Source organism: Marinovum algicola (assembly GCF_900109145.1).
In the GTDB taxonomy this organism is placed as follows: Bacteria; Pseudomonadota; Alphaproteobacteria; order Rhodobacterales; family Rhodobacteraceae; genus Marinovum; species Marinovum algicola.
Genome location: NZ_FNYY01000012.1, coordinates 99,068 through 119,822, shown reverse-complemented (window position 1 = coordinate 119,822; position 20,755 = coordinate 99,068). Strand labels below are relative to the sequence as shown.

At 66.9% G+C, this 20,755-nt stretch carries 22 protein-coding genes; 9 read left to right on the top strand and 13 right to left on the bottom strand.

Going from position 1 to position 20,755, the window contains the following annotated elements:
* Position 1 precedes the first annotated feature (1 nt).
* The 6 genes from BMW90_RS16425 to BMW90_RS16400 all read right to left on the bottom strand — a co-directional run bounded on the left by BMW90_RS16425 (position 2) and on the right by BMW90_RS16400 (position 3,903).
* Positions 2–343, bottom strand: coding sequence for an HNH endonuclease (locus BMW90_RS16425; protein ID WP_074837513.1), 342 nt, complete (start codon positions 341–343; stop codon positions 2–4).
* Complete coding sequence (locus BMW90_RS16420; protein WP_074837512.1) at positions 340–684, bottom strand: head-tail adaptor protein; 345 nt, start codon at positions 682–684, stop codon at positions 340–342. Before BMW90_RS16420 ends, BMW90_RS16425 begins: the two co-directional genes overlap by 4 nt.
* Positions 675–2,387 carry a terminase TerL endonuclease subunit gene (locus tag BMW90_RS16415; RefSeq protein ID WP_083416083.1) on the bottom strand — a complete coding sequence of 571 codons (1,713 nt, stop codon included), beginning with the start codon at positions 2,385–2,387 and terminating at the stop codon, positions 675–677. Before BMW90_RS16415 ends, BMW90_RS16420 begins: the two co-directional genes overlap by 10 nt.
* Before the next feature lie 375 nt (positions 2,388–2,762).
* Positions 2,763–2,990: a hypothetical protein gene (locus tag BMW90_RS16410; protein ID WP_074837511.1), complete on the bottom strand. Its 228-nt coding sequence runs from the start codon at positions 2,988–2,990 to the stop codon at positions 2,763–2,765.
* Positions 2,987–3,535: a head-tail connector protein gene (locus BMW90_RS16405; protein WP_074837510.1), complete on the bottom strand. Its 549-nt coding sequence runs from the start codon at positions 3,533–3,535 to the stop codon at positions 2,987–2,989. The genes BMW90_RS16410 and BMW90_RS16405 overlap by 4 nt, the downstream gene beginning before the upstream one ends.
* The gene (locus BMW90_RS16400; RefSeq protein ID WP_139211416.1) at positions 3,532–3,903 is read right to left on the bottom strand and encodes a hypothetical protein; all 372 of its coding nucleotides are present in this window, start codon (positions 3,901–3,903) and stop codon (positions 3,532–3,534) included. The genes BMW90_RS16405 and BMW90_RS16400 overlap by 4 nt, the downstream gene beginning before the upstream one ends.
* Positions 3,904–4,383: 480 nt before the next feature.
* Between BMW90_RS16400 and BMW90_RS16395 the strand changes: the two genes are divergently transcribed.
* On the top strand, positions 4,384–5,700 hold the full coding sequence (locus tag BMW90_RS16395) for an MFS transporter (RefSeq protein WP_074837508.1): 1,317 nt from the start codon (positions 4,384–4,386) through the stop codon (positions 5,698–5,700).
* Between the two features lie 3 nt (positions 5,701–5,703).
* On the opposite strand, the gene kduD is transcribed toward BMW90_RS16395, so the two are convergent.
* Together kduD and kduI are read right to left on the bottom strand one after the other, a co-directional pair.
* Positions 5,704–6,450, bottom strand: coding sequence for a 2-dehydro-3-deoxy-D-gluconate 5-dehydrogenase KduD (gene kduD, locus BMW90_RS16390; protein WP_074837507.1), 747 nt, complete (start codon positions 6,448–6,450; stop codon positions 5,704–5,706).
* Positions 6,447–7,268, bottom strand: a complete 822-nt coding sequence (gene kduI / locus BMW90_RS16385) for a 5-dehydro-4-deoxy-D-glucuronate isomerase (RefSeq protein ID WP_074837506.1) — start codon at positions 7,266–7,268, stop codon at positions 6,447–6,449. Before kduI ends, kduD begins: the two co-directional genes overlap by 4 nt.
* Positions 7,269–7,515: 247 nt before the next feature.
* On the opposite strand from kduI, the gene BMW90_RS16380 reads away from it, so the two are divergent.
* From BMW90_RS16380 to BMW90_RS16360, 5 genes are all read left to right on the top strand, one after another.
* Positions 7,516–8,136 (top strand): TIGR02466 family protein, encoded by a 621-nt coding sequence (locus BMW90_RS16380; RefSeq protein WP_074837505.1) that lies wholly within the window; start codon positions 7,516–7,518, stop codon positions 8,134–8,136.
* Between the two features lie 73 nt (positions 8,137–8,209).
* Positions 8,210–8,392, top strand: a complete 183-nt coding sequence (locus BMW90_RS16375) for a hypothetical protein (RefSeq protein WP_048529165.1) — start codon at positions 8,210–8,212, stop codon at positions 8,390–8,392.
* Between the two features lie 94 nt (positions 8,393–8,486).
* Positions 8,487–9,413, top strand: a complete 927-nt coding sequence (locus BMW90_RS16370; RefSeq protein ID WP_074837504.1) for a bifunctional riboflavin kinase/FAD synthetase — start codon at positions 8,487–8,489, stop codon at positions 9,411–9,413.
* Positions 9,410–9,880 carry a YcgN family cysteine cluster protein gene (locus BMW90_RS16365; protein ID WP_074837503.1) on the top strand — a complete coding sequence of 157 codons (471 nt, stop codon included), beginning with the start codon at positions 9,410–9,412 and terminating at the stop codon, positions 9,878–9,880. Before BMW90_RS16370 ends, BMW90_RS16365 begins: the two co-directional genes overlap by 4 nt.
* A 1-nt stretch (position 9,881) precedes the next feature.
* Complete coding sequence (locus tag BMW90_RS16360; protein ID WP_074837502.1) at positions 9,882–10,922, top strand: threonine aldolase family protein; 1,041 nt, start codon at positions 9,882–9,884, stop codon at positions 10,920–10,922.
* A 39-nt stretch (positions 10,923–10,961) separates the two neighbouring features.
* Here BMW90_RS16360 and BMW90_RS16355 read toward each other — a convergent pair whose 3' ends face one another.
* From BMW90_RS16355 to BMW90_RS16340, 4 genes are all read right to left on the bottom strand, one after another.
* Entirely contained in the window at positions 10,962–12,332 is a 1,371-nt protein-coding gene (locus BMW90_RS16355; RefSeq protein WP_074837501.1) for a glutamate--cysteine ligase, read from the bottom strand.
* A 62-nt stretch (positions 12,333–12,394) separates the two neighbouring features.
* Positions 12,395–12,916: a hypothetical protein gene (locus BMW90_RS16350; RefSeq protein WP_074837500.1), complete on the bottom strand. Its 522-nt coding sequence runs from the start codon at positions 12,914–12,916 to the stop codon at positions 12,395–12,397.
* Positions 12,913–13,767: a GNAT family N-acetyltransferase gene (locus tag BMW90_RS16345; RefSeq protein ID WP_074837499.1), complete on the bottom strand. Its 855-nt coding sequence runs from the start codon at positions 13,765–13,767 to the stop codon at positions 12,913–12,915. The genes BMW90_RS16350 and BMW90_RS16345 overlap by 4 nt, the downstream gene beginning before the upstream one ends.
* Entirely contained in the window at positions 13,764–14,504 is a 741-nt protein-coding gene (locus tag BMW90_RS16340; RefSeq protein WP_074837498.1) for a 16S rRNA (uracil(1498)-N(3))-methyltransferase, read from the bottom strand. Before BMW90_RS16340 ends, BMW90_RS16345 begins: the two co-directional genes overlap by 4 nt.
* Before the next feature lie 12 nt (positions 14,505–14,516).
* Here BMW90_RS16340 and ubiA point away from each other — a divergent pair, with 12 nt between their 5' ends.
* Genes ubiA through BMW90_RS16325 form a run of 3 tightly spaced genes read left to right on the top strand, consistent with a single transcriptional unit; the run spans position 14,517 to position 17,781 of the window.
* The gene (gene ubiA / locus BMW90_RS16335; RefSeq protein ID WP_074837497.1) at positions 14,517–15,491 is read left to right on the top strand and encodes a 4-hydroxybenzoate octaprenyltransferase; all 975 of its coding nucleotides are present in this window, start codon (positions 14,517–14,519) and stop codon (positions 15,489–15,491) included.
* 60 nt (positions 15,492–15,551) lie between these two features.
* Entirely contained in the window at positions 15,552–17,456 is a 1,905-nt protein-coding gene (locus BMW90_RS16330) for an OmpA family protein (protein ID WP_074837496.1), read from the top strand.
* Entirely contained in the window at positions 17,449–17,781 is a 333-nt protein-coding gene (locus BMW90_RS16325; RefSeq protein WP_048529148.1) for a hypothetical protein, read from the top strand. The genes BMW90_RS16330 and BMW90_RS16325 overlap by 8 nt, the downstream gene beginning before the upstream one ends.
* A 170-nt stretch (positions 17,782–17,951) precedes the next feature.
* Here BMW90_RS16325 and BMW90_RS16320 read toward each other — a convergent pair whose 3' ends face one another.
* Positions 17,952–20,456: a GcvT family protein gene (locus BMW90_RS16320; RefSeq protein WP_074837495.1), complete on the bottom strand. Its 2,505-nt coding sequence runs from the start codon at positions 20,454–20,456 to the stop codon at positions 17,952–17,954.
* Positions 20,457–20,755 lie beyond the last annotated feature (299 nt).

The following is a 20,755-nucleotide window of genomic DNA, read 5'->3' as shown; positions in this document are numbered from 1 at the left end:
CTCATTCCTCGCGTTTGTTGGTTTGGGTTTTGTCGGGGCGTTCCATCGCCTCGACCGCTTGCCGCCAGTCCTGGCGGTCTTTTCGGGGCGGGCGATGCCCGCACTCGATTCGGGTTTTGCGGGTGTGGCAGCCTGGGCAAAGCGCTTGCAGATTGCCGGGGTCATAGGACAGTTCGGGATGCGTCCTGACCGGTTTGATGTGGTCGACCTCGAGCCGCCCGCCGCAACCGCAGGACCGGCAGCGATAGCGGTCCCGCTCGAGGATTTCCGCGCGCAATACCTTCCAGCGCTTGGTGCGTGTCACCTTGGCCGAATAGCGGTGATGTTCTTTGCGGATGCTCATGGCGACTCCGATGTGATCGCGGTGATCTCAAGAAAGGCGCGCCCAGGCGGAACCTCTTTGATCCCGTCGATCACGAATGTGATTCCTTCGTGAACCAGCTTGTCGGATCGAGCGATGCCCCGTCCGAAGGCGGATGCCCGGATCACGAAGCGGGTAACCTGCACGTTGTCCCACGCGCCGCCGCTGATGCGTTCGGCATCGGAAACATCCCGGCGACGCGCAAATATCGGGGATCCGTGATCTTCCCAGTCGCCGGTCGGGCTGCCGTAGGGGTCCGTCCCAGTTCTGACGAACCGCCGAATTTGAATGCGCCGGTTAAGGCTGCCTGCGTTCAGAACCATGCCATCCTCGCTTTCGATTTGGGTTGAGCTGCGATCCGCGCGCCCTGGGCAACCGCCAGCACTGACGCCGCCGCCGCGTCGATCCGCCCGGTCGCCCGGGCCTTCGCCAGCTTCAGGTTGTTCGAGGGGTCGCGCAGACAGACCGCATCTGCAAAGGCAGAGCGCAGCAGCAGCGACGGGCTCGCCCTCACCTGGCCGTCAAAGGCGGCGCGCCGGAACCTCTCGCAATCCTCGCCGCCATCGCGGAAGCCCTGCCCGCGCCACACAAGCGGGACGCGGATGCCCGCCCGCGTGATCGCCTCGCCCAGCTCAGCCTGTTTGTAGCGGTCCATCGTGATCGCGCTGATCGGCTGGCCCTCGACATGGCGCACCACCTCGACCAGCCACGGTGCAACAGGCACCGTCTTGTCGCCCAGCACCGACAATTCGCCCCGGTCCTGCATCTCGACATAGCGTCCGGCCACGCCGTCCATCTGCCCGCGATCCAGCAAGGAAGGCTGCGAAGGAAAGGTGCCCCGGCATTCCAGCCGCCCGGTTTCGGGCCAGTAGAACGCCGCCGCCGTCATGGACGCAGAACCGCCCAGGTCGATGCCGATCACGACGCCGCCCTGGCGGGGCGGTAGAGCCTCGGTCTCGCAGGCCAGCCATTCGTCCAAGGTAATCAGCAGGTCGCGGGACTCGCCAGACACGCGCTCATTGCGGTTGTAGAGCCGAAAGCTTGTCAGGCTGGAACCGCCCCGCGCAATCGCGCGCTTGGCCTGGGCTTCCAGCCAGTCCAGCGAACCGCCGATGCCGTGCGGCGCGCCGGGGTTGGCGATCAAAAGGCTTTCGGGATCGTCAGCCGGAAGGCCGGGTGCCGGCCGATGTTCCTGCACGAAGGTGCCCGGCAGCGGATCGTCAATCCAGCGTGAGAACGGGTGTGCATCGTCGCTGGCCGAAGTGCTGATCAGGAAGGCGCGCCCGTCACGCTTACCCAAGCCGGACAACAGCGCGTGTTCCAGCTCGTCGCCGCGATCCAGCGCCCAATGCCCGCGTTCGTCCAGGATCGCCATTGTCGGCGCGCCGCCCAGGGCGGATTTCCCGTCCGCCGCGATCACGCGCAGAACATGCCCGCCGCCGTCGCCGGTGAATTCGATCTCCAGCCGGGGCGCGCGCCGGTAGATCAACTGGCGCTGAATTTCGAGTGGCAGGGTCGCAGCGAACCCGGCCACAAAGTCCCAGATGATCCGGCCCTGATCGCGGGTCCGTGCGGCAGCGATGATCTCGCGCCGGGGCTGGCGATCCCAGATGCCGATCAGACCGCCCAGGCCAAGCCCTGCAGTGATCGCGGACTTGCCGTTGCCGCGCCCGATGCTGAGAATCGCGTTCGCGGTGTCGGATGCCAAAGCGCCCTCGATGAACCGGCGCTGAAACGGGGCAAGCTTCACCGGCTGGCCCGCATTCGGACCTTCGGGGATTGCCAGCCCTTGCATGAAACGCATAGCTCGTTCCGCCGGGGCCGCGTTTTCCAGTTCTCCGCCGGGCGCGAAAATTGCGAACTCACACATACGGTTTGCCGAGTTCGAGAAAGTTGCGGCATTGGGACCATTTCCAAAGAGGTCCGCCTGTTCATGCGACGAAGGCGCGGGCTTGGGCGCTGGCGGCAGTTTCGTGCCGTCAGCCTTGCGCCATTGCCTGTCCCTTTTTTTCGTCGCCTCAGTCATCGCGTGTCCTCGCGCGTATCTCTCTGTTCAACCGTTGCTCTCACCGTCTGCTCAATGGTGAGGTTCGGAGCGAAGGGCATAGGACGACTGCCCACAGCGCGCGGCTGCGGCAGTCCCTATGCCCGCCGCGTGTCGGTCCTGCTCAACGGAGCCGGTCCATCGCTTTGGGCCCGTCCGGTCATGCGCTCCTGCCGGTCGGTCGGTTGCTGCTTGCGGCGCACGAACGCTGCGCCGGGGATCGGGCCTCAACCTCTCGGACTGCCCTTTGCCTGTGATCCCGCCCGTGGTAGGCTGTTCCTCAGTGGCGCCACCGTTGCTACCCCGGCCACCACTTCGGCCCTGCGTCTGGGTGTGGCGCGCAGGGTCGCCGATCTCTCATCCCTCGATCACCTCGATGTTCTGCGCAGGCGCGGTGCCCAGCTCAGCCACCAGCCGCCGCATGATCTGTTCCTGTCTCGGAGAGGGGCGCCATGACGCCCGCTTGCCGTGCCTGGCGATGGATCGAACGAAGCCTTTCAGCCATTCGTCGGTCCCGGCCATGGTGGCGCGCAGCACGAGCGGCCAGCGATGCGTCAGGATTTCGTCAAGCTCGCGCTCGGTCATACCTGCACCCCGCGATACCGTGCCCCGATACGTGCCATGTGCGGCGACGTGGTGAGGCTCTTGGCGTCCATCGGGGACCGCCCGTCATAGTGCAGCGCCGCTTGATCCATGAGCGCTTGAGCGAGGTCATACGGAATGTCGGTTGCCGTAGCTCCAAACCCGGCTTGGTATTCAATCGTGACCTGGCGCGGGGTCAGGTCGTGATAGGCGTCTTGCCAGCGCAGGTAGGGGCGGACCCCAGACACCACGTCGAAGGCTGTGAACGCCGTCCCGTCGATGGTCACGGTCGGCGTCTCATCATCCGCCATAGGCCCGATGGGAAGCGACAAACCGCAGTCCTGGCCGGGGTCGAAGATCGTCACAAGCACGGTCTGGGTCAGCAGGGCAATCTGGGCGAAATGCTCGATCTCCGCCGCCGCTGTCTGACCGATGTTCGCGATTGCAGCGTCCTCGGCGTCCTCAGACGCCCGAAGGTGCAATTTCAAGTCGTCCAGGTCGAAGGGCTGCGCCACGCTGCCCGGTGTCCGATGCACAAGCATCTTCATGCTGCAATCTCCACTTCACCGATGTGTCGAAGGAATGCCGTCTGATCGGCATGGCTCATCGCCTCGAAGGCGGCAGTGGCGTAGCACTTCAGCTCGGCGCGGGACGCGAAGCTCGCCCAGGTCCGCGCCTCATCCATGCTGCCCAGAAAAGGCGGGATAGGCTCACCGGCTACGCCTATCGCGGCGCTGGCCGTCGCCTCGGCGTCGCTCGGGGTTAGGGATCGCAAGGCCGCGAAAGCCAGCGACACGCGCTCTTGGCGGGTCAACCTCGCGGCGGCAACGTCGCTGAAATTCGACCAGGCGTCGGAGCCTCCCAGCGTGAGGCAATAGCCGATCAGCCGCGACATGCGCTTGTGCGCAGGTTTCATGAACCGGCCTAGGCTAGACATGACCGGCCCTCCGCACAGTTACCGCACAGAAAAGGCGGAACATGACGGAAACGAGGGCTTTCCGGTGCAAGTTGAAAGCGCGCGAAAAAAGGGGTTCAGCCGGTCTGCCGCTGTCTTGGTAAGGGAGAGGTCGAGAGTTCAATTCTCTCCAGCAGCACCATCTCTCCAAAGACCACGACGACAAGACACCGGGCTGCGCGTCGTGTGCCCGGCAGAGAAGCTTCCTCGCCCGGCCTGCGACTTCGCCGCAGAGGCCGCCGGCGCGAACCGCTTGCCTAATCGCCCGCGAGGAATATCCTCGCCTCATGTTCCCGCACCGCCATGCACGCCCGTCGTTCCTAATTGCCCGGAAGCGCCCGGCGGTCGAATATGCGGCCGCTGGCGCCATAGGCGCGCTGTGTCTCGATGGCATGAATCAAAGCCGCGCGCCCCGGGCCGCGCGGCAACTCTGAGGGCATCATGCTGGCCATTCTCGCGGATCGCAGCTACCGGCACCTGTTTCTGGCTCAGGTCGTGGCGCTGCTCGGCACCGGGCTGGCCACGGTGGCGCTGGGGCTTCTGGCCTATGATCTGGCCGGAGAGCGCGCCGGGCTCGTGCTGGGCACGGTCTTTACCATCAAGATGGTGGCCTATGTCGGCGTCGCGCCGATTGCCGGCGCCTTTGCCGACCGGGTGCCGCGCCGGGCGCTGCTAGTGACGCTCGATCTGCTGCGCGCCGGCGCAGCGCTGGCCCTGCCCTTCGTCACCGAAGTCTGGCAGGTCTATGTGCTGATCTTCGCCCTGCAATCGGCCTCGGCGGCCTTTACGCCGCTGTTTCAGGCGACGATTCCCGACGTCCTGCCCGAGGAAGACCGCTATACCCGCGCGCTGTCGCTGTCGCGGCTGGCCTATGACCTCGAGAGCCTGGTCAGCCCGCTGCTGGCCGGGCTGCTGCTGGCGGTGATGTCCTACAATGCGCTGTTTCTCGGCACCGTGGCGGGGTTTGTCGCCTCGGCCGCGCTGGTGATCTCGGTGCTGCTGCCGCGTCCGAAACCCGCCGCGCCGCGCGGCATTTACGACCGGATGACCCGTGGCCTGCGCATCTATCTCGCCACCCCCCGGCTGCGCGGGCTGCTGGCGCTGAACCTTGCGGCGGCCGCCGGGGGCGCGATGGTTCTGGTGAACACCGTTGTGCTGGTGCGGGGCGATCTGGGGTTGGGCGCCAGCGCGCTGGGCTGGACGATGGCGGCCTTCGGCGCCGGCTCGATGCTGGCCGCGCTCGGCCTGCCGCCGCTGCTCGACCGGCTGTCGGACCGGCCGGTGATGCTCGCCGGGGCGGGCCTGCTTACCTCGGTGCTGGTCGGGCTGGCGGCGGTGCTGCTCTCGGCCGGATTGTCATGGGGCCTGCTGCTCGCCGCCTGGCTGCTGGCCGGGATCGGCTATGCGGCGGTGCTCACCCCCTCGGGCCGGCTCTTGCGCCGCTCGGCCCACCCCGAGGACCGCCCAGCAGTCTTTGCCGCGCAATTCGCGCTGTCGCATGCCTGCTGGCTGGTCACCTATCCGCTGGCCGGCGTCCTGATGACCGGTGCCGGCGCGCCGGCCACGCTTGTGAGCCTGAGCCTGCTGGCCGGGCTTGGCCTCCTCGCCGCACGGAGGCTCTGGCCGGCCGAAGACCCGCTGGTGTTGACCCATCGCCACGACGACCTGCCGCTCGATCATCCGCACCTCGACGGAAGGCGCACCCATGCCCATACCTATATCATCGACGACAATCACCGCAGCTGGGAGCGGGGCTGACGCCTAGCGGGCCAGCCAGCCGCCATCGACGTTGAGCACGGCGCCGGTGACGTAATTCGACGCCGGCATGCAGAGGAAGGCCACCGCCCCGGCGATATCGGCCGGATCGCCCCAGCGGCCCGCCGGGATGCGGCCGAGGATTTCGGCCGCACGCTCGGGGTCGTCGCGCAGGGCTGCGGTGTTGTTGGTGGCGATATAGCCCGGCGCCACGGCATTGACGTTGATATCGTGCGCCGACCATTCGTTGGCCAGCAACTTGGTCAGCCCGGCCACGCCATGTTTGGACGCGGTATAGGCCGGCACGCGGATGCCGCCCTGAAAGCTCAGCAGCGAGGCGATATTGACGATCCGCCCGCCGGTGCCGCGCGCGATGGCGGCCTTGCCGAAGGCCTGGCACATCAGGAAGACCGCCTTGAGGTTCACATCCATCACGTCATCCCAATCGGTCTCGGTATAATCCTGCGACTCGGCCCGGCGGATGATGCCGGCATTGTTGACGAGGATATCCAGGTGACCCGCCTCGCCCAGCCGCGCCGCCCCCGCCGCCGGATCCGAGAGATCGAGCAGCAGCGCTGTGCCGCTGCCGCCTGCCGCCTCGATCTGCGCCACGGTCTCGTCGCAGGAGCGGCGGCCGGCGGCCACCACATGCGCGCCGGCCTCGGCCAGCCCCAGGGCAATCGCCTGGCCGATGCCGGTGTTGGCGCCGGTCACCAGCGCCCGCTTGCCGGTGAGCTGGAAGGCGCCGCTCATCGCAGCTCCTCCATCGCCACCATGTCCATGTCGGTGAAATCGACATTGTCGCCCGCCATCGCCCAGCAAAAGGTGTAAGACGCCGTGCCCGCCCCGCAATGCACCGACCAGGGCGGCGAGATCACCGCCTCCTCGTTGGCCATGACGATATGGCGGGTTTCGTCGGGCCGGCCCATAAAGTGGAACACCCGCGCGTCCTCGGGCACGTCGAAATATAGATAGGCCTCCATCCGCCGGTCGTGGGTATGCGCCGGCATGGTGTTCCAGACCGAGCCGGGGGCGAATTGGGTATAGCCCATCAGGAGCTGGCAACTGTCGCAGACCTCCGGGTGCAGGAACTGGATGATGACCCGCTCGTTGGCGCTCTCGCGCGCGCCCATCTCGACACGGCGTGCGTCTTCCAGCCGGATCAGCTTGGTCGGACAGCGGCGGTGCGCCGGGGCCGAGAGCACGTAGAACCGGCCGCCCGAAAAGGTCACCGCACCGGCGCCCATACCGATATAGAGCACCTCGCCGCGCGCCAGGGGGTAGCGCTCGCCGCCGACCGCGACCTCGCCGGTTTCGGCCAGGTTCAGGATTCCCATCTCGCGCCGGTCGAGGAACGAGGGCGTCCCGGTCTCGGGCACAGTGTCGAGCGTCAGGGCGCTGCCGTCAGGCACCACCGAGCCGAGGATCAGCCGGTCGTAATGCGAATAAACCAGATTGATTTCGCCGGGCGCGAACAGCCCGCCGACGTGGAAATGCTCGCGCAGCTTGGCGGTGTCAAAGCTCTTGGCGGTCTCGGGATCAACCGCATATCGGGTTTCGGCGGACGTCATGGAAATCCTTTCGGCATCAGTATGTGTGGGCGTCCCAGGCAAGGCGGCAGTTCCGGTCGCGGGCCGCGCAGGGCTGGCCTGCACCGCTCCGGGCCGCGCCATCTGCGACCCCTGCGCCTGCCCCTCCTGCAAACGCGACACCCAGCTAATATTCTAGACTCCCAGTTCTGTCAAACCCCGGTCATGGCAGGCGGCGCGGCTCCGAATGCACCTCGCCAAACGGCGCCACACGCGCTAGATCGGCGGCATGGCTCATATTCGCTCTCTTTTTGTCACCCGCCTCTATCGCGCCGCCCTTGCCGAACAGGGCCCCAGGATCGACGCCGGTCAACTCGAAGCCTCCTGTCTCTCGATTGCCGAGGATGACGAGGCCGGCCAGGATTGGTGCGAGGCCAATGATTACCCGGGCTACACCTCTTATGCGTCGCTCAGCGATCTGCCCTGGCGCTTTCCGATCTTTGCCGATCTGGTCAGCGCGCTGGATGCCCATGTCGCGGCCTTTGCCGAGGATCTGGAGTTCAATCTCGACGAACGCCAGCTCAAGCTCGAGGATCTCTGGATCAACATCCTGCCCGAAGGCGGCTTCCATTCATCGCACCTGCACCCGCATGCGGTGATATCCGGAACCACCTATGTGGCGATGCCCGAGGGCGCCTCGGCGCTCAAGCTCGAAGATCCGCGCTCGGCCCGGATGATGGCGGCCCCGCCGCGGCGCAAGCAGGCGCGCGAGGAACTGCGTACATTTGTATACGAATCCCCCGCGGTCGGCGAAGTCTTGCTCTGGGAGAGCTGGCTGCGCCATGAAGTGCCGATGAACACCTCGGAAAACCACAGGATCTCGATCAGTTTCAATTACAGCTGGAGCTGACGGTCGCATTTTCGCGGGAATCTGGTATGGTGGGCGCCCCGAGTGAGTCCGAGCAACAGCGGGAGACACCACCATGGACGCCATTCAAGTCACCGACTACGCCAGCCGCCTTGTTTCAGCCCATGGCGACAAGGCCATCCTCGAAGTGTCGCAGAAAATGCGCGACTGCGAGGCCAGCGGCAAGACCGACGAAGCCAGAGACTGGGCGCGCGTGCGCGAAACCATCCACCGGATGCGCGGCCCGCGCCAGAAATAGACGGCCGTAGGCACCGGGATGTGACGCAACGCCGAGGGGCGGCAGGTCTACTCCGCCTCTTGTCAGCGGGAAGCCGCAAGGCTACCCCTGCGCCATGCGTATCATCCGCGACTATCAGTTCACCCAGGCCCCCGATCGCGGCGCCAGCGTTGCCATCGGCAACTTCGATGGCGTGCATCGCGGCCACCTGTCGGTGATCGATCTTGCCCGCCGGTCGGATGCGCCCCTGGGCATTCTCACCTTCGAGCCGCATCCGCGCGAATTCTTCGCTCCCGATGCGCCGCCGTTCCGGCTGATGTCGCCCGAGGCGCGCGCCGCGCGGCTCGAAAAACTGGGCGTCGATGTGCTCTATGAGCTGAACTTCAACCACGCGCTGGCCGGGCTGTCGCCCGAAGAGTTCTGCGGCCGCGTTCTGCGCGATGGGCTCGGGCTGCGGCATGTGGTGGTGGGGGCGGATTTCTGTTTTGGCCGCAAGCGCGCCGGCACCGCCAACGATCTGGTGCGCTTCGGCCGCGAGATGGGCTTTGACGTCACCATTGCGCCGCTCTTGCAGGAGGGCACGGCGCAGGTCTCCTCCACCGCGATCCGCCAGGCGCTGAGTGACGGACGGCCGGAACTGGCGGCCGAGATGCTGGGCCATTGGCACCGCATCGCCGGCCCGGTGGTGGGCGGCGAACAGCGCGGCCGGACGCTGGGCTTTCCCACCGCCAACATGGATCTGACCGGGCTGCACCTGCCGGCGTTCGGCGTCTATGCGGTGCTGGTCGATGTCACCGACGGGCCGCACAAGGGCAGCTATCGCGGCGCTGCCTCGCTGGGCGTCCGGCCGCAATTCGGCGGTGCGGTGCCCAACCTCGAAACCTTCCTGTTCGATTTCTCCGGCGATCTCTACGGCGCGCATCTCTCGGTCGGACTGGTCTCCTATCTCCGCCCGGAGGCAACCTTTGCCAGCCAGGAGGCCTTTATCGCCCAGATGCAGGCCGATTGCACCCGCGCCCGCGAGATACTGGCCACCACATGAGCGATCCGATCGACCGCAAGGGCCTGCCGCCCCGCTTCTGGGAGAAAAAGCCGCTCAAGGCGCTGTCCCCGCAGGAATGGGAAGCGCTCTGCGACGGCTGCGGCAAATGCTGCCTCAACAAGCTCGAGGACGAGGACACCGGACAGGTCGAGCTGACCTGCGTTGCCTGCCGGCTGTTCGATGATGCGAGCTGCCGCTGCTCGCAATACGAGATCCGCCACCAGTTCGTGCCGGAATGCATCGTGCTGACGCCCGAGAACATCGACAGCCACGCCTATTGGATGCCGAAGACCTGCGCCTATCGCCTGCTCTGGCAAGGCAAGCCGCTGCCCGACTGGCACCCGCTGATTTCCGGCACCCCCGAGAGCGTCCATGCCGCCGGCGTGTCGATGCAGCACAAGACAGTGCCGGAATTCGAGATCGACGACGACGATTGGGAAGACCATATCATCGAGGAGCCGACCTGAGATGTTCTTTGCCTCCGACAACACCGGCCCGGTCCACCCCCGCGTGATGGAGGCGCTGGCCGAGGCCAATGCCGGCCACATGCCCTCTTACGGCAGCGACGACCTGACCCGGCAGGCCGAAGACCGCATCCGCGAGATCTTCGAAGCGCCCGAGGCCGCCGTCTACCTCGTCGCCACCGGCACCACGGCCAATGCGCTGGCGCTGGCCTGTCTGACGCGACCCTGGGACACCGTGTTCTGTACCCCCGAAGCGCATGTTCAGGTGGACGAATGCAATGCGCCGGAGTTCTACACCGGCGGCGCCAAGCTCACCCTGGTGGGCGAGGCCGACCGGATGACGCCCGCCGCACTGGATGCCACGATGACGCATCATGGCTCCGGCGATGTTCATATCGCCCAGTCCGGCCCGGTGTCGCTGACCCAGGTGACCGAAAACGGCCGGCTTTATGCGCTGGACGAGCTGCGCGCGCTGACTGAGGTGGCGAAACGCCATGCCAACCCGGTGCATCTCGATGGCGCGCGCTTTGCCAATGCGATTGCCGCGCTGGGATGTACCCCCGCCGAGATGACCTGGCGGGCCGGCGTCGACGTGGTGAGCTTTGGCGGCACCAAGAACGGGCTGATGGGCGCCGAGGCGGTGGTGCTCTTCGACCCGGCCAAGGCCCGCGAATTCGAGCTTCGGCGCAAGCGCGGGGCGCATCTCTATTCCAAGCACCGCTATCTTGCCGCGCAGATGCTGGCCTATCTCGACGACGGGCTCTGGCTCGAGATGGCGGCAGCGGCCAATGCCAATACGGCGCGACTGGCCGAAGGATTGCGCGGCTGTTCCGAGGCAGCGTTGCTTTACGAGGTTCAGGCCAACATGATCTTCTGCACCCTGCCACGCGGGCTGCACCGCAAGCTGCATGCGGCCGGGGCAAGGTACACGCTCTTCGGTTCGCTGGACGGCCCGGAGGACGAAGCGGTGCGGGCGCGGTTTGTCTGCGACTGGTCGGTGAGCAAGACGGATATCGACCGCTTCACCGGCCTGCTGGGCGCATAGGGCCAGGCCGCCACTTGCGTTCGCGCCCCGCGGACCTGCTCAATACGAATGCGCCGCGTAGATCCGCGAGAGATCGCCACCCCAATCGCCCTCGAATTGCTCGACAAGCTCATCCGCCGGCACCTTGCCGCTCTCGACGCTTTCGCGCAGCGCATTGAGGAAATGTGTCTCGTCCGGCACCAGCCCGCCCGAGCCGGCGCGCCCGCGCGCCACCAGACCAGCCTCGGAGATCGCCAGCACCTCGCGCGCCAGATCGTGCATCTTCACCCCGCCGGCCTCGGCCGCCAGCCCCCCGACCGAGGCGGCAACCCGCAGCGCTTCGCGGGTCTCGGCATCCCAGTCTTTCACCAGATCCCAGGCGGCATCCAGCGCGCCCTGATCATAGGTCAGCCCGACCCAGAAGGCCGGCAGCGCGCAGAGCCGGCGCCACGGGCCGCCATCGGCGCCGCGCATCTCGATGAATTTCTTCACCCGCGCCTCGGGGAACAGCGTGGTCAGATGATCGGCCCAGTCGCTCATCAAGGGCTTTTCCCCGGGCAGCGCCGGCAACTCACCTTTCAGGAAATCGCGGAACGACTGGCCCAGCGCGTCGATGTATTCGCCATCGCGGTAGACAAAATACATCGGCACATCGAGCGCATATTGCACCCAGCGCTCGAAGCCGAAGCCGTCATCAAAGACAAAGGGCACCATGCCGGTGCGGGCATCGTCCAGATCGCGCCAAATGCGCGAGCGCCAGGATTTATGGCCGTTTTTCCGCCCCTCGAAGAACGGCGAATTGGCAAAGAGCGCGGTGGCCACCGGTTGCAGCGCGATCGCCACCCGCATCTTCTGCACCATGTCGGCCTCTGAGCCGAAATCGAGGTTGACCTGCACCGTGCAGGTCCGCCGCATCATCGCCCGGCCCATGGTGCCGACCTTGCCCATATAGGCATCCATCAGCTTGTAACGGCCCTTGGGCATCAGCGGCATCTGGTCGTGCTGCCACTCCGGCGCGGCGCCAAGGCCGATAAAGCCGACGCCGATCTCGTCGGCGATGTCCTTGACCTCGCGCAGGTGCACATTCACCTCGTCGCAGGTCTGGTGAATGGTCTCCATCGGCGCGCCCGAAAGCTCCAGCGCGCCGCCGGGCTCCAGGCTGACGTTGGCGCCGTCCTTTTCCAGCCCGATCAGCTTGCCGCCCTCGGTTACCGGTGCCCAGCCATGCCGGTCGCGCAGCCCCGAGAGCACCGCCTCGATCGAGCGCGCGCCCTCATAGGGCAAGGGCTTCAGCGTGTCCTTGCAATAGCCGAACTTCTCGTGCTCGGTGCCGATGCGCCAGTTTTCCTTGGGCTTGCAACCCGCTGCGAGGTACTCCGCCAGTTGCTCGTGGCGTTCGATCACACCGCCGCCGGATTGAGGAATGGACATGGGCGCAGCTCCGATCGTGGCCTTCAAGGGTGTGCAAGGGATGGGCGGAAATTCCCCGGCTGTCAATGCAGGGCGGGGGCGATCTGCCGGCGCTGCCAGATCACGACTTCGCGCGACGTATCGCTGCCGAGTTCGCGCAGCATGTACTCGGTACGCAGGCCGGGCAGGCTGGTGAAGGCGTCAAACAGCTGGTCCGCGCCCTTGGCGGTGACGGGAATGTGAAGCGGGTCGTGGCCCGGCTGGGCGAGGATCCAATGCGCCGGATGCATCCGCCGGTCGAGGCTGAGGCGCGAAAGGTCGGCCATGTCCACCGCGCCGCCGGTGAGTGGGCCGAAATAGGCTACCCGGCCTTCGACGATCTGCACCACGCCCGGCCCGTCCGCGCCGTCGCGGAACCGCCCCCGTTGCAGGCCCAGCACCACCAGCGCGCCGGCCATGGCGGTGAGCACATAGCCCAGCCCGTTGATCATCCAGCCGATGGCCCCGAAGCCCCACCAGAGCCCCAGCGCCAGCAGCCCGACCCCGGCCAGCACCTCGCGCCAGCGCCAGAGCGCCCGACGCACTTCGGGGCGGACAAAGCTCATGTCGCCGCACCCAGAATGTGGCCCTGTTTCAGCAGGGCGACCCGGTAATCGCCCCGACGCCGAAAGCCGATGCGCTCATAGGCCTTGGCTGCGGTGGGCGAGGCGGCAAACAGGATCGCGCGCGCGATGCCCCGGGCGCGCCATTGCCGCAGCTGCGCCGCCACCATACGCCCGCCCAAGCCCTGTCCGCGCAGCGCCCGCGGCACAAAGACGCCGCCGACCTGCACCGCTTGGCCGGCGCGGGCGGTAATCGAACTCATCGCCACGGGCTGGCCTGCTTCGGACAGAAAGGCAAAGCGCTCGCTGCCGATGGCCGCCATGGCGCGGGCCGCGCCCTGCTCCCTGGCGGCGGGGCCGGCGGCCATCCCGGTGTCGAGGAGAAGCGTGGTGAACCATTCCGCCAGCAGCGCTTTGTCATCCTCCTGCGCCGGCCGCAGGGCATCGGCGCTCTCTGGCAGACCGGCGCAGTCGAGCCCGTAGAGCGGCTGAACCTCGTTGACCTGCCACAGTGACGTTGGCAGGGCAAAGACATCGAGCACCCGCTGCACCTGATCGGCCGCCCCGGTCATGCCAAGTATCGGCGTCCCCTCCAGAGCACGGGCAAAGGCGCCCGCGGCCGCGGCCGTCATGGCCGGCATCTGGCACATCAGGTATCCGCTGCGCGTCACGCCGAACACGCCGGTGATCTCGCCGGCTTCCTGCCAGAGGAAATACCGCGTGGCATGGTCATGCGCCGATCCTCCCACGCCATGCGCCTCGAGATTGCCGAGCAGGAACATCGAGGTCTCGATATGCGTCTCAAGAAAGCCGCGCAGGGCGGCAACATCGGCGGGGCCGGCCGGCCGCATCATTGCCAGTCTCCCAGCACCGACTGCCACAGCGTCAGCGCCGCCACCGCCGCGGTTTCGGCGCGCAGGATGCGCGGCCCGAGCGCCACCGGATGGGTGAATTCAAAGCCATGCAGCCGGGCACGCTCGGCCTCGGAAAAGCCACCTTCGGGGCCGATCAGGATGGCCCAGGGACCGGCAGGGCCATCCTTCAGCGCCGCAAGCCCGGCCTGCGCCGAGGCGCCGCCCGCCTGCGCCTCGTCACAGAACATCAGCCGCCGGCCCGCCGGCCAGCCATCCAAAAGGCCCGAAAGTTTCTGCAAATCGGCCACCTCGGGCACGAAGGTGGCGCCGCATTGCTCGGCCGCCTCCACCGCATGGGCGCGCTGCTTTTCGGCGCGGATGCGCTCGGAATTGGTGAAATCGCTCTGCACCGGCAGGATGCGCCGCACCCCCAGTTCCACCGCCTTTTCGACGATGAAATCGGTGCGCGCCTTCTTGACCGGGGCAAAGATCAGCCAGAGGTCGGGCGGCACTTCCTGCGGCTTGCTCTGCACCCGGCAGACCAGTACGCCGCCGCGTTTGCCCGCCTGCGCCACTTCGGCGCGCCATTCGCCATCGGAACCGTTGAACAGCAAAAGCTCGGCACCCGCCTCCAGCCGCATCACCCCGAAGAGGTAATGCGCCTGCGCCCGTTCCAGAGGAATGGTTTGCCCCTGCCCCAGCGGGTGATCTACATACAGCCTGACCGTGCCACTCATGGGATGACAGATATGACAGAGCAGAGCCCGACACCAGAGCCCCCGCAGGCCGCCGGGCAGGTTTCCGACGCGGTGCGCGGCAATTGGGTCGACCGGCTGGCACCCGCCGCCACCCGGCCCTACCTGCGGCTGAGCCGCGCCGACCGGCCGATCGGCACCTGGCTCCTGCTGCTGCCCTGCTGGTGGGGGCTGCTGCTGGCGATGTTGCACACCGACACCGCGCGCTGGCACGATCTCTGGATTTTCGTCGGCTGTGGGCTGGGCGCGCTCCTGATGCGCGGCGCCGGCTGCACCTGGAATGACATCACCGACCGTCACATCGACGGCTCGGTCGCGCGCACCGCCAGCCGGCCGATCCCCTCGGGGCAGGTCAGCGTCACCGGCGCGCTGCTCTGGATGGCGGCGCAGGCGCTTGTGGCCTTTGCCATCCTGCTGACCTTCAACGCCGCCGCCATCCTGCTGGGCGTTGCCGCGCTGCTGCCGGTGGCGATCTATCCCTTTGCCAAGCGCTTTACCTGGTGGCCTCAAATCTTTCTCGGCTTCGCCTTCAACTGGGGCGCGCTGCTGGCCTGGACGGCACATACCGGGCGTCTGGAATGGCCGGCCGTCGTGCTCTACTTCGCGGGCATGGCCTGGACGCTGTTCTATGACACGATCTATGCCCACCAGGACAAGGAGGACGACGCGCTGATCGGGGTGAAATCCACCGCCCGGCTGTTCGGCGATGCGACGCCGAAATGGCTCGGCCGCTTTCTGGTGGCCAGCGTCAGCCTGATGGGGCTGGCAATCATCCTGGCGGTGCCGAAAGCGATGATCCTGGCGCTGGTGATCGCGCTTGGCGGGCCTTGGGCCTTTGGCTGGCACATGGTCTGGCAGATGCGCATGCTCAAGATGGACGACATGGACCGGCTGCTGATGCTGTTCCGCTCGAACCGCAACGCCGGGCTGCTGCCTGTGCTGTTTTTCGCCGCCGCGCTTCTGGCGTGATTGAAACCGCCCGGCGACCGGCGTATCCCAACGCAACCGTTCACAGCCCGGACCCGCCGAATGCGCCTTTCGACTTATGTGCTGCCCGCCTCTTCCTTCGCCCTTGCGGCGGTTCTGTCGGTCGTCGCTGCCGGTTCTGCCGTCACCCTGGTGGAAGACGCCTCGGAACAGGCCGTCACCGAACAATTCCAGATCGCCGGGCTGAGCTGGGCCTCGGTCGATGCCACCGGCCTTCAGGTCTTTCTCTTCGGCACCGCGCCGACCGAGGCCGACCGGTTTCGCGCCCTGTCGAACGCCGGCCAGGTGGTCGATGCCGCAAGGGTGATCGATCAGATGGACGTGGTCGACACCCAGGACCTCGCGCCGCCGAAATTCTCGGTCGAGATCCTACGCAACGATTCCGGCGTCTCGCTCATCGGGCTGGTGCCCAAGGGCGACAAGCATGACGCCATGGTCACCCGAATGGGCAAGATCGTCGGCCAAGAGAATGTCTCGGACCTGATGGAGACCGCCGAACACCAGGTGCCGCCGGGCTGGGACGACGCCATGCGCTTTGCGCTCGAGGCGCTGACCCGCCTGCCGCGCTCGAAGATCTCGGTCGAGCCGACGCAGGTGCTTGTCACCGCCATGACCGACAGCGAAGACGAGCGCGTCAAGACCGAGGCCGCGCTGCTCAAGCTCGCGCCCGAGGATGTGCGTGTGCAACTGGCGATCTCGGCGCCGCGACCGGTGATCACCCCCTTCACCCTGCGCTACGTGATCGAGGAAGGTGCCGGCCGCTTCGACGCCTGTTCGGCCGATACCGACGAGGCGCGGGCGCGCATCCTTCAGGCCGCCGAGGCGGCGCAGGGCATGGCGCCCGACACCGAATGCCGGATCGGGCTGGGCGTGCCGACCAAGCGCTGGGCCGAGGCCGCGGAACTGTCGATCGCGGCGCTCGACGCGCTGGGCGGCGGCACCGTGACGATGACCGACGCCGAGATTTCGATGATCGTGCCCGAGGGCACCGATCAGGCGCTTTTCGATCAGACCGTGGGCACGCTGGAAAACGACCTGCCGCCGGTCTTCGACCTGACCGCCGTTCTGCCGGAAACCCCGGAGGCCAACGACGATGGCCCGCCGGAATTCGTCGCCACCCTGAGCCCCGAGGGCCAGGTGCACCTGCGCGGCCGGGTGTCGAGCGAAATGACCCGGCAGACCGCCGAGAGCTATGCCAAGGCGGCCTTTGCCAGCGCCGCGGTGCGCACCACCGCCCGGGTCGACGATACCCTGCCCGGCGGCTGGCCGGTGCGGGTACTGGCGGCGATCGAGGCGCTGTCCTACCTTGCCAATGGCGCGGTCACCGTCACCCCCGACGACATGCACATCGCTGGCCGGACCGGCGACCAGTCGGCCAGCGCCGCGATGGCGGCGCTGATGGCCGAGAAGCTGGGCGACGGCGCCGAATTCACCATCGAGGTCGAATATGCCGAGGCGCTCGACCCGCAGGCCGCGCTGCCCACCCCCGAGGAATGCCTGGGCCGCATTCAGACTGTCCTCGGCGACCGCAAGCTGAGCTTCGAGCCAGGGTCGGACACGCTCGACGCCGCCGGCAAGGACATCCTCGACGATATTGCCGAAGTGCTATCGGGCTGCGACCAGATCGATCTCGAGATCGCCGGCCACACCGACAGCCAGGGCCGCGAGAGCATGAACCTCGATCTCAGCCAGTCCCGCGCCAATGCGATCCTGACCGAACTGCGCAACCGCCGGGTGCTGACCTCGACCTTCCGGGCCAAGGGCTATGGCGAGACCCAGCCGATCGAGAGCAACGACACCGAAGCGGGGCGCGAAGCCAACCGCCGGATCGAATTCCGCCTTCTGCTGCCCGAGAATGACGAGACAGCCGAATCCGAGCTTGAAAGCCCTGACGATTCCGTAGAAGAAGACGGCGCTTCTGGCACGGAGGACGCTGCGGATGAGTAGGACCGAATTTGTCATCGCGACGGCGATCATCCTGTTTGTGGCCTTCTGCCTGGGATGGTTCGCAAACTGGCTGCTGCACCGGTTCACCGCGGTGTCGAAATCCGACGTCGGCGAGCTCGAGCGGATGAGCCAGGAGCTGCACGAGGCCGAAGAGACCCGCGATCAGGCAATCACCTACCTTCAGCAGCGCGAGGCCGAGCTGACCAACCAGCTGGCCCAGACAGAGGCCGAGTTGTCCGCCGCGATGGAAGGCCTGCGCGACGCCCGCCACGAGGCCGAAGAGCTCCGCGCCTACGCCGAACGCCTGCAACAGAACGCCGGCTGAGGCGCCGCGACGGCCCCCGGTCAAGCCCGGGCTGCGCGTATCCCGCCACGGCTTGATCCGCCGCCCCGCGCGCCGGGGCCTCGCCGTCCGCCGCGGCCGACAGACCCCGGGTCAGGCCCGGAGCGCGAACCCCGTGCCTGACTCGCAGCGCGCCACCGGCCCCGCCCGGATCACCCGTCCTTGCGGATCGTCTCGTTCTTCGGGTCATAGGGCGCGTCGCAGGTCACCACCGCATCCCAGAGCTGTCCCTGCATCCGCACCTTGAGCCGCGTGCCCTCCGCCGCCAGATCGGGCCGCACATATCCCATGCCGATCGATTTGCCGAAGGCCACCGAATAGCCGCCCGAGGTCAGCCGGCCGATTTTTTCACCGTCAAGATAAAGCGCCTCACGGCCCCAGGGATCGGCGTCCTCCGGCCCGTCGATCAGGAGCGTGCAGCACTTCGACCGGACGCCCAGCGCCTGCATCGCCGCCTTGCCGCGGAATTCCTTCTCCTGATCGACAAATCGTGGCAGATCGGCCTCCAGCGGCGTCGCGTCGCGGCCCAGCTCGGTGCCGAAGGCACGATAGCTTTTCTCCTGCCGCAACCAGTTCTGCGCGCGCGCGCCCACCAGCTTGAGCCCATGCGCCGCGCCGGCCTTTTCCAGCAGGTCGAAAAGATAATTCTGCATCTCGATCGGGTGGTGCAGCTCCCAGCCCAGCTCGCCGGTATAGGCCACGCGGATCGCCATCACCGGGCACATGCCGAGCTCGATTTCGCGCGCCGACAGCCAGGGGAAGCGCTTGTTCGAAAGCGCCGTGTCAGGTTCCGCATCCTTGATCACGTCGCGCAGCAGGGCCCGCGCCTTTGGCCCCGCCACCGCGAAAACACCCCATTGCGTCGTCACGTCATGCACCAGCACCAGCTTGCCGGTGCGTTCCATGAAATCCTCGGCGGATTTGCGCAGGTAATCGCCGTCATACTCGGTCAGCGCCCCGGCCGAGACCAGGTAATAGCCGTTCTCCTCGCGCCGCACGATGGTGTATTCGGTGCGCGTCGTGCCCGCCTCGGTCAGCGCATAGGTCAGGTTGATGCGGCCGACCTTGGGCAGCTTGTTGGTGGTGAACCAGTCGAGAAACTCGGTCGCCCCCTTGCCCGACACCCAGTGCTTGGTGAAGGCCGAGGCATCGATCAGGCCGACGCCCTCACGCACCGCCTTTGCCTCGTCGACCGCATATTGCCACCAGCCGCCGCGGCGGAAGCTGCGCGCGTCGTGGTCAAAGCTCTCGGGCGCGTCCAGCGGGCCGAAGTAGTTCGGACGCTCGAAGCCGTTGACGCAGCCGAACTGCGCGCCCCGCGCCTTCATCCGGTCATAGCAGGGCGCGGTGCGCAGCGGCCGGCAGGCCTCGCGCTCCTCATCCGGGTGGTGCAGGATGTAGACGTGCTCGTAACATTCCTCGTTCTTGCGCGCGGCGTATTCCGTCGTCATCCAACGGCCGTAGCGCTTGGGGTCGAGCGCCGCCATGTCGATCTCGGCCTCGCCCTCGACCATCATCTGCGCCAGGTAATACCCGGTGCCACCGGCGGCGGTGATGCCGAAACTGAAGCCCTCGGCCAGCCACATGTTGCGCAGCCCCGGCGCCGGGCCGACCAGCGGGTTGCCGTCAGGGGTGTAGCAGATCGGGCCGTTGTAGTCGTCTTTCAGCCCCACCGTTTCCGACGACGGAATGCGGTGGATCATGCTCATGTATTCCTCTTCGATCCGGTCGAGATCGAGCGGGAAGAGATCGGCGCGGAACGACTCCGGCACATCGTAGAGGAAACGCGCCGGCGCATTGCGCTCATAGGGGCCGAGGATCCAGCCCTTGCGCTCTTCGCGCACGTACCATTTGGCATCGGCATCGCGCAGTACCGGGTGTTCGGCGTTGCCGGCGGCACGCCATTCCGCCAGCGCCGGGTCGGGCTCGGTGACGATGTACTGGTGTTCGACCGGGATCGCCGGGATCTTCAGCCCCAGAAGCCGCGCGGTGCGCTGCGCATGGTTGCCGGTGGCGGTGACGACATGTTCGGCGGAGATGACCTGCTGCTCGTCCGACGGCACCAGGTTGCCGCCTTTCTCGACCATCTTCGTCACCGTGACCTGCCACTCCGCGCCGGTCCAGTGATAGCCGTCGACCTGCCAGCGCCGCTCGACCACCACGCCGCGCTGGCGGGCGCCCTTGGCCATCGCCTGGGTGACATCGGCCGGATTGATGTAGCCGTCGGTCGGATGATAGAGCGCGCCCTGCAAATCCTCGGTGCGCACCAGCGGCCAGCGTTCGCGGATCTGGTCGGGGCTCATCCATTCGTAGGGAATGCCCACGGTCTCGGCGGTCGAGGCATAGAGCTCGAATTCGTCCATCCGCGCGCGGCTCTGCGCCATGCGCAGGTTGCCGACCACATAGAAACCGGCGTTGAGCCCGGTCTCTTCCTCGAGCGTCTTGTAGAACTTGACCGAATAATCGTGGATATGGCTTGTCGCATATCCCATGTTGAAAAGCGGCAGAAGCCCGGCGGCATGCCAGGTGGACCCCGAGGTCAGCTCGTCACGTTCGAGCAGCATCACATCCTGCCACCCGGCACGCGCGAGGTGATAGGCAATCGAGGTGCCGACGGCACCACCGCCGACGACAAGCGCTTTTACATGGGTCTTCATAGCGGGCTCACTCCAGAGGGCTTTGACCCGTGGATAACGCCCCGCGCCGGGCCGCTGCAAAACCAGCCCGACCAGTGAAGCAATGAAAGCGACATTCGCCACCGGCGGGGCGGGGCGATACGGGCGGCCCCCGGGACGTCGCGGCGCTGGCGCGCCCGAGACCCGCATTCGGCATCACCGCCGGTGCCGCCCGCGTCGGTCAAATGGCCGGCGAAGCGCCCAGATCAACCTCTGGCCGAAAAGCGCAATCTTCTCATGCGCTTCGCCCGAAGGCGCCGCCGGCCGGCCGGCCGCGCCCG

Coding starts and splice junctions, on each gene's coding strand:
- BMW90_RS16425 (WP_074837513.1), bottom strand. CDS start 343: ATGAGCATCCGCAAAGAACATCACCGCTATTCGGCCAAGGTGACACGC.
- BMW90_RS16420 (WP_074837512.1), bottom strand. CDS start 684: ATGGTTCTGAACGCAGGCAGCCTTAACCGGCGCATTCAAATTCGGCGG.
- BMW90_RS16415 (WP_083416083.1), bottom strand. CDS start 2,387: ATGACTGAGGCGACGAAAAAAAGGGACAGGCAATGGCGCAAGGCTGAC.
- BMW90_RS16410 (WP_074837511.1), bottom strand. CDS start 2,990: ATGACCGAGCGCGAGCTTGACGAAATCCTGACGCATCGCTGGCCGCTC.
- BMW90_RS16405 (WP_074837510.1), bottom strand. CDS start 3,535: ATGAAGATGCTTGTGCATCGGACACCGGGCAGCGTGGCGCAGCCCTTC.
- BMW90_RS16400 (WP_139211416.1), bottom strand. CDS start 3,903: ATGAAACCTGCGCACAAGCGCATGTCGCGGCTGATCGGCTATTGCCTC.
- BMW90_RS16395 (WP_074837508.1), top strand. CDS start 4,384: ATGCTGGCCATTCTCGCGGATCGCAGCTACCGGCACCTGTTTCTGGCT.
- kduD (WP_074837507.1), bottom strand. CDS start 6,450: ATGAGCGGCGCCTTCCAGCTCACCGGCAAGCGGGCGCTGGTGACCGGC.
- kduI (WP_074837506.1), bottom strand. CDS start 7,268: ATGACGTCCGCCGAAACCCGATATGCGGTTGATCCCGAGACCGCCAAG.
- BMW90_RS16380 (WP_074837505.1), top strand. CDS start 7,516: ATGGCTCATATTCGCTCTCTTTTTGTCACCCGCCTCTATCGCGCCGCC.
- BMW90_RS16375 (WP_048529165.1), top strand. CDS start 8,210: ATGGACGCCATTCAAGTCACCGACTACGCCAGCCGCCTTGTTTCAGCC.
- BMW90_RS16370 (WP_074837504.1), top strand. CDS start 8,487: ATGCGTATCATCCGCGACTATCAGTTCACCCAGGCCCCCGATCGCGGC.
- BMW90_RS16365 (WP_074837503.1), top strand. CDS start 9,410: ATGAGCGATCCGATCGACCGCAAGGGCCTGCCGCCCCGCTTCTGGGAG.
- BMW90_RS16360 (WP_074837502.1), top strand. CDS start 9,882: ATGTTCTTTGCCTCCGACAACACCGGCCCGGTCCACCCCCGCGTGATG.
- BMW90_RS16355 (WP_074837501.1), bottom strand. CDS start 12,332: ATGTCCATTCCTCAATCCGGCGGCGGTGTGATCGAACGCCACGAGCAA.
- BMW90_RS16350 (WP_074837500.1), bottom strand. CDS start 12,916: ATGAGCTTTGTCCGCCCCGAAGTGCGTCGGGCGCTCTGGCGCTGGCGC.
- BMW90_RS16345 (WP_074837499.1), bottom strand. CDS start 13,767: ATGATGCGGCCGGCCGGCCCCGCCGATGTTGCCGCCCTGCGCGGCTTT.
- BMW90_RS16340 (WP_074837498.1), bottom strand. CDS start 14,504: ATGAGTGGCACGGTCAGGCTGTATGTAGATCACCCGCTGGGGCAGGGG.
- ubiA (WP_074837497.1), top strand. CDS start 14,517: ATGACAGAGCAGAGCCCGACACCAGAGCCCCCGCAGGCCGCCGGGCAG.
- BMW90_RS16330 (WP_074837496.1), top strand. CDS start 15,552: ATGCGCCTTTCGACTTATGTGCTGCCCGCCTCTTCCTTCGCCCTTGCG.
- BMW90_RS16325 (WP_048529148.1), top strand. CDS start 17,449: ATGAGTAGGACCGAATTTGTCATCGCGACGGCGATCATCCTGTTTGTG.
- BMW90_RS16320 (WP_074837495.1), bottom strand. CDS start 20,456: ATGAAGACCCATGTAAAAGCGCTTGTCGTCGGCGGTGGTGCCGTCGGC.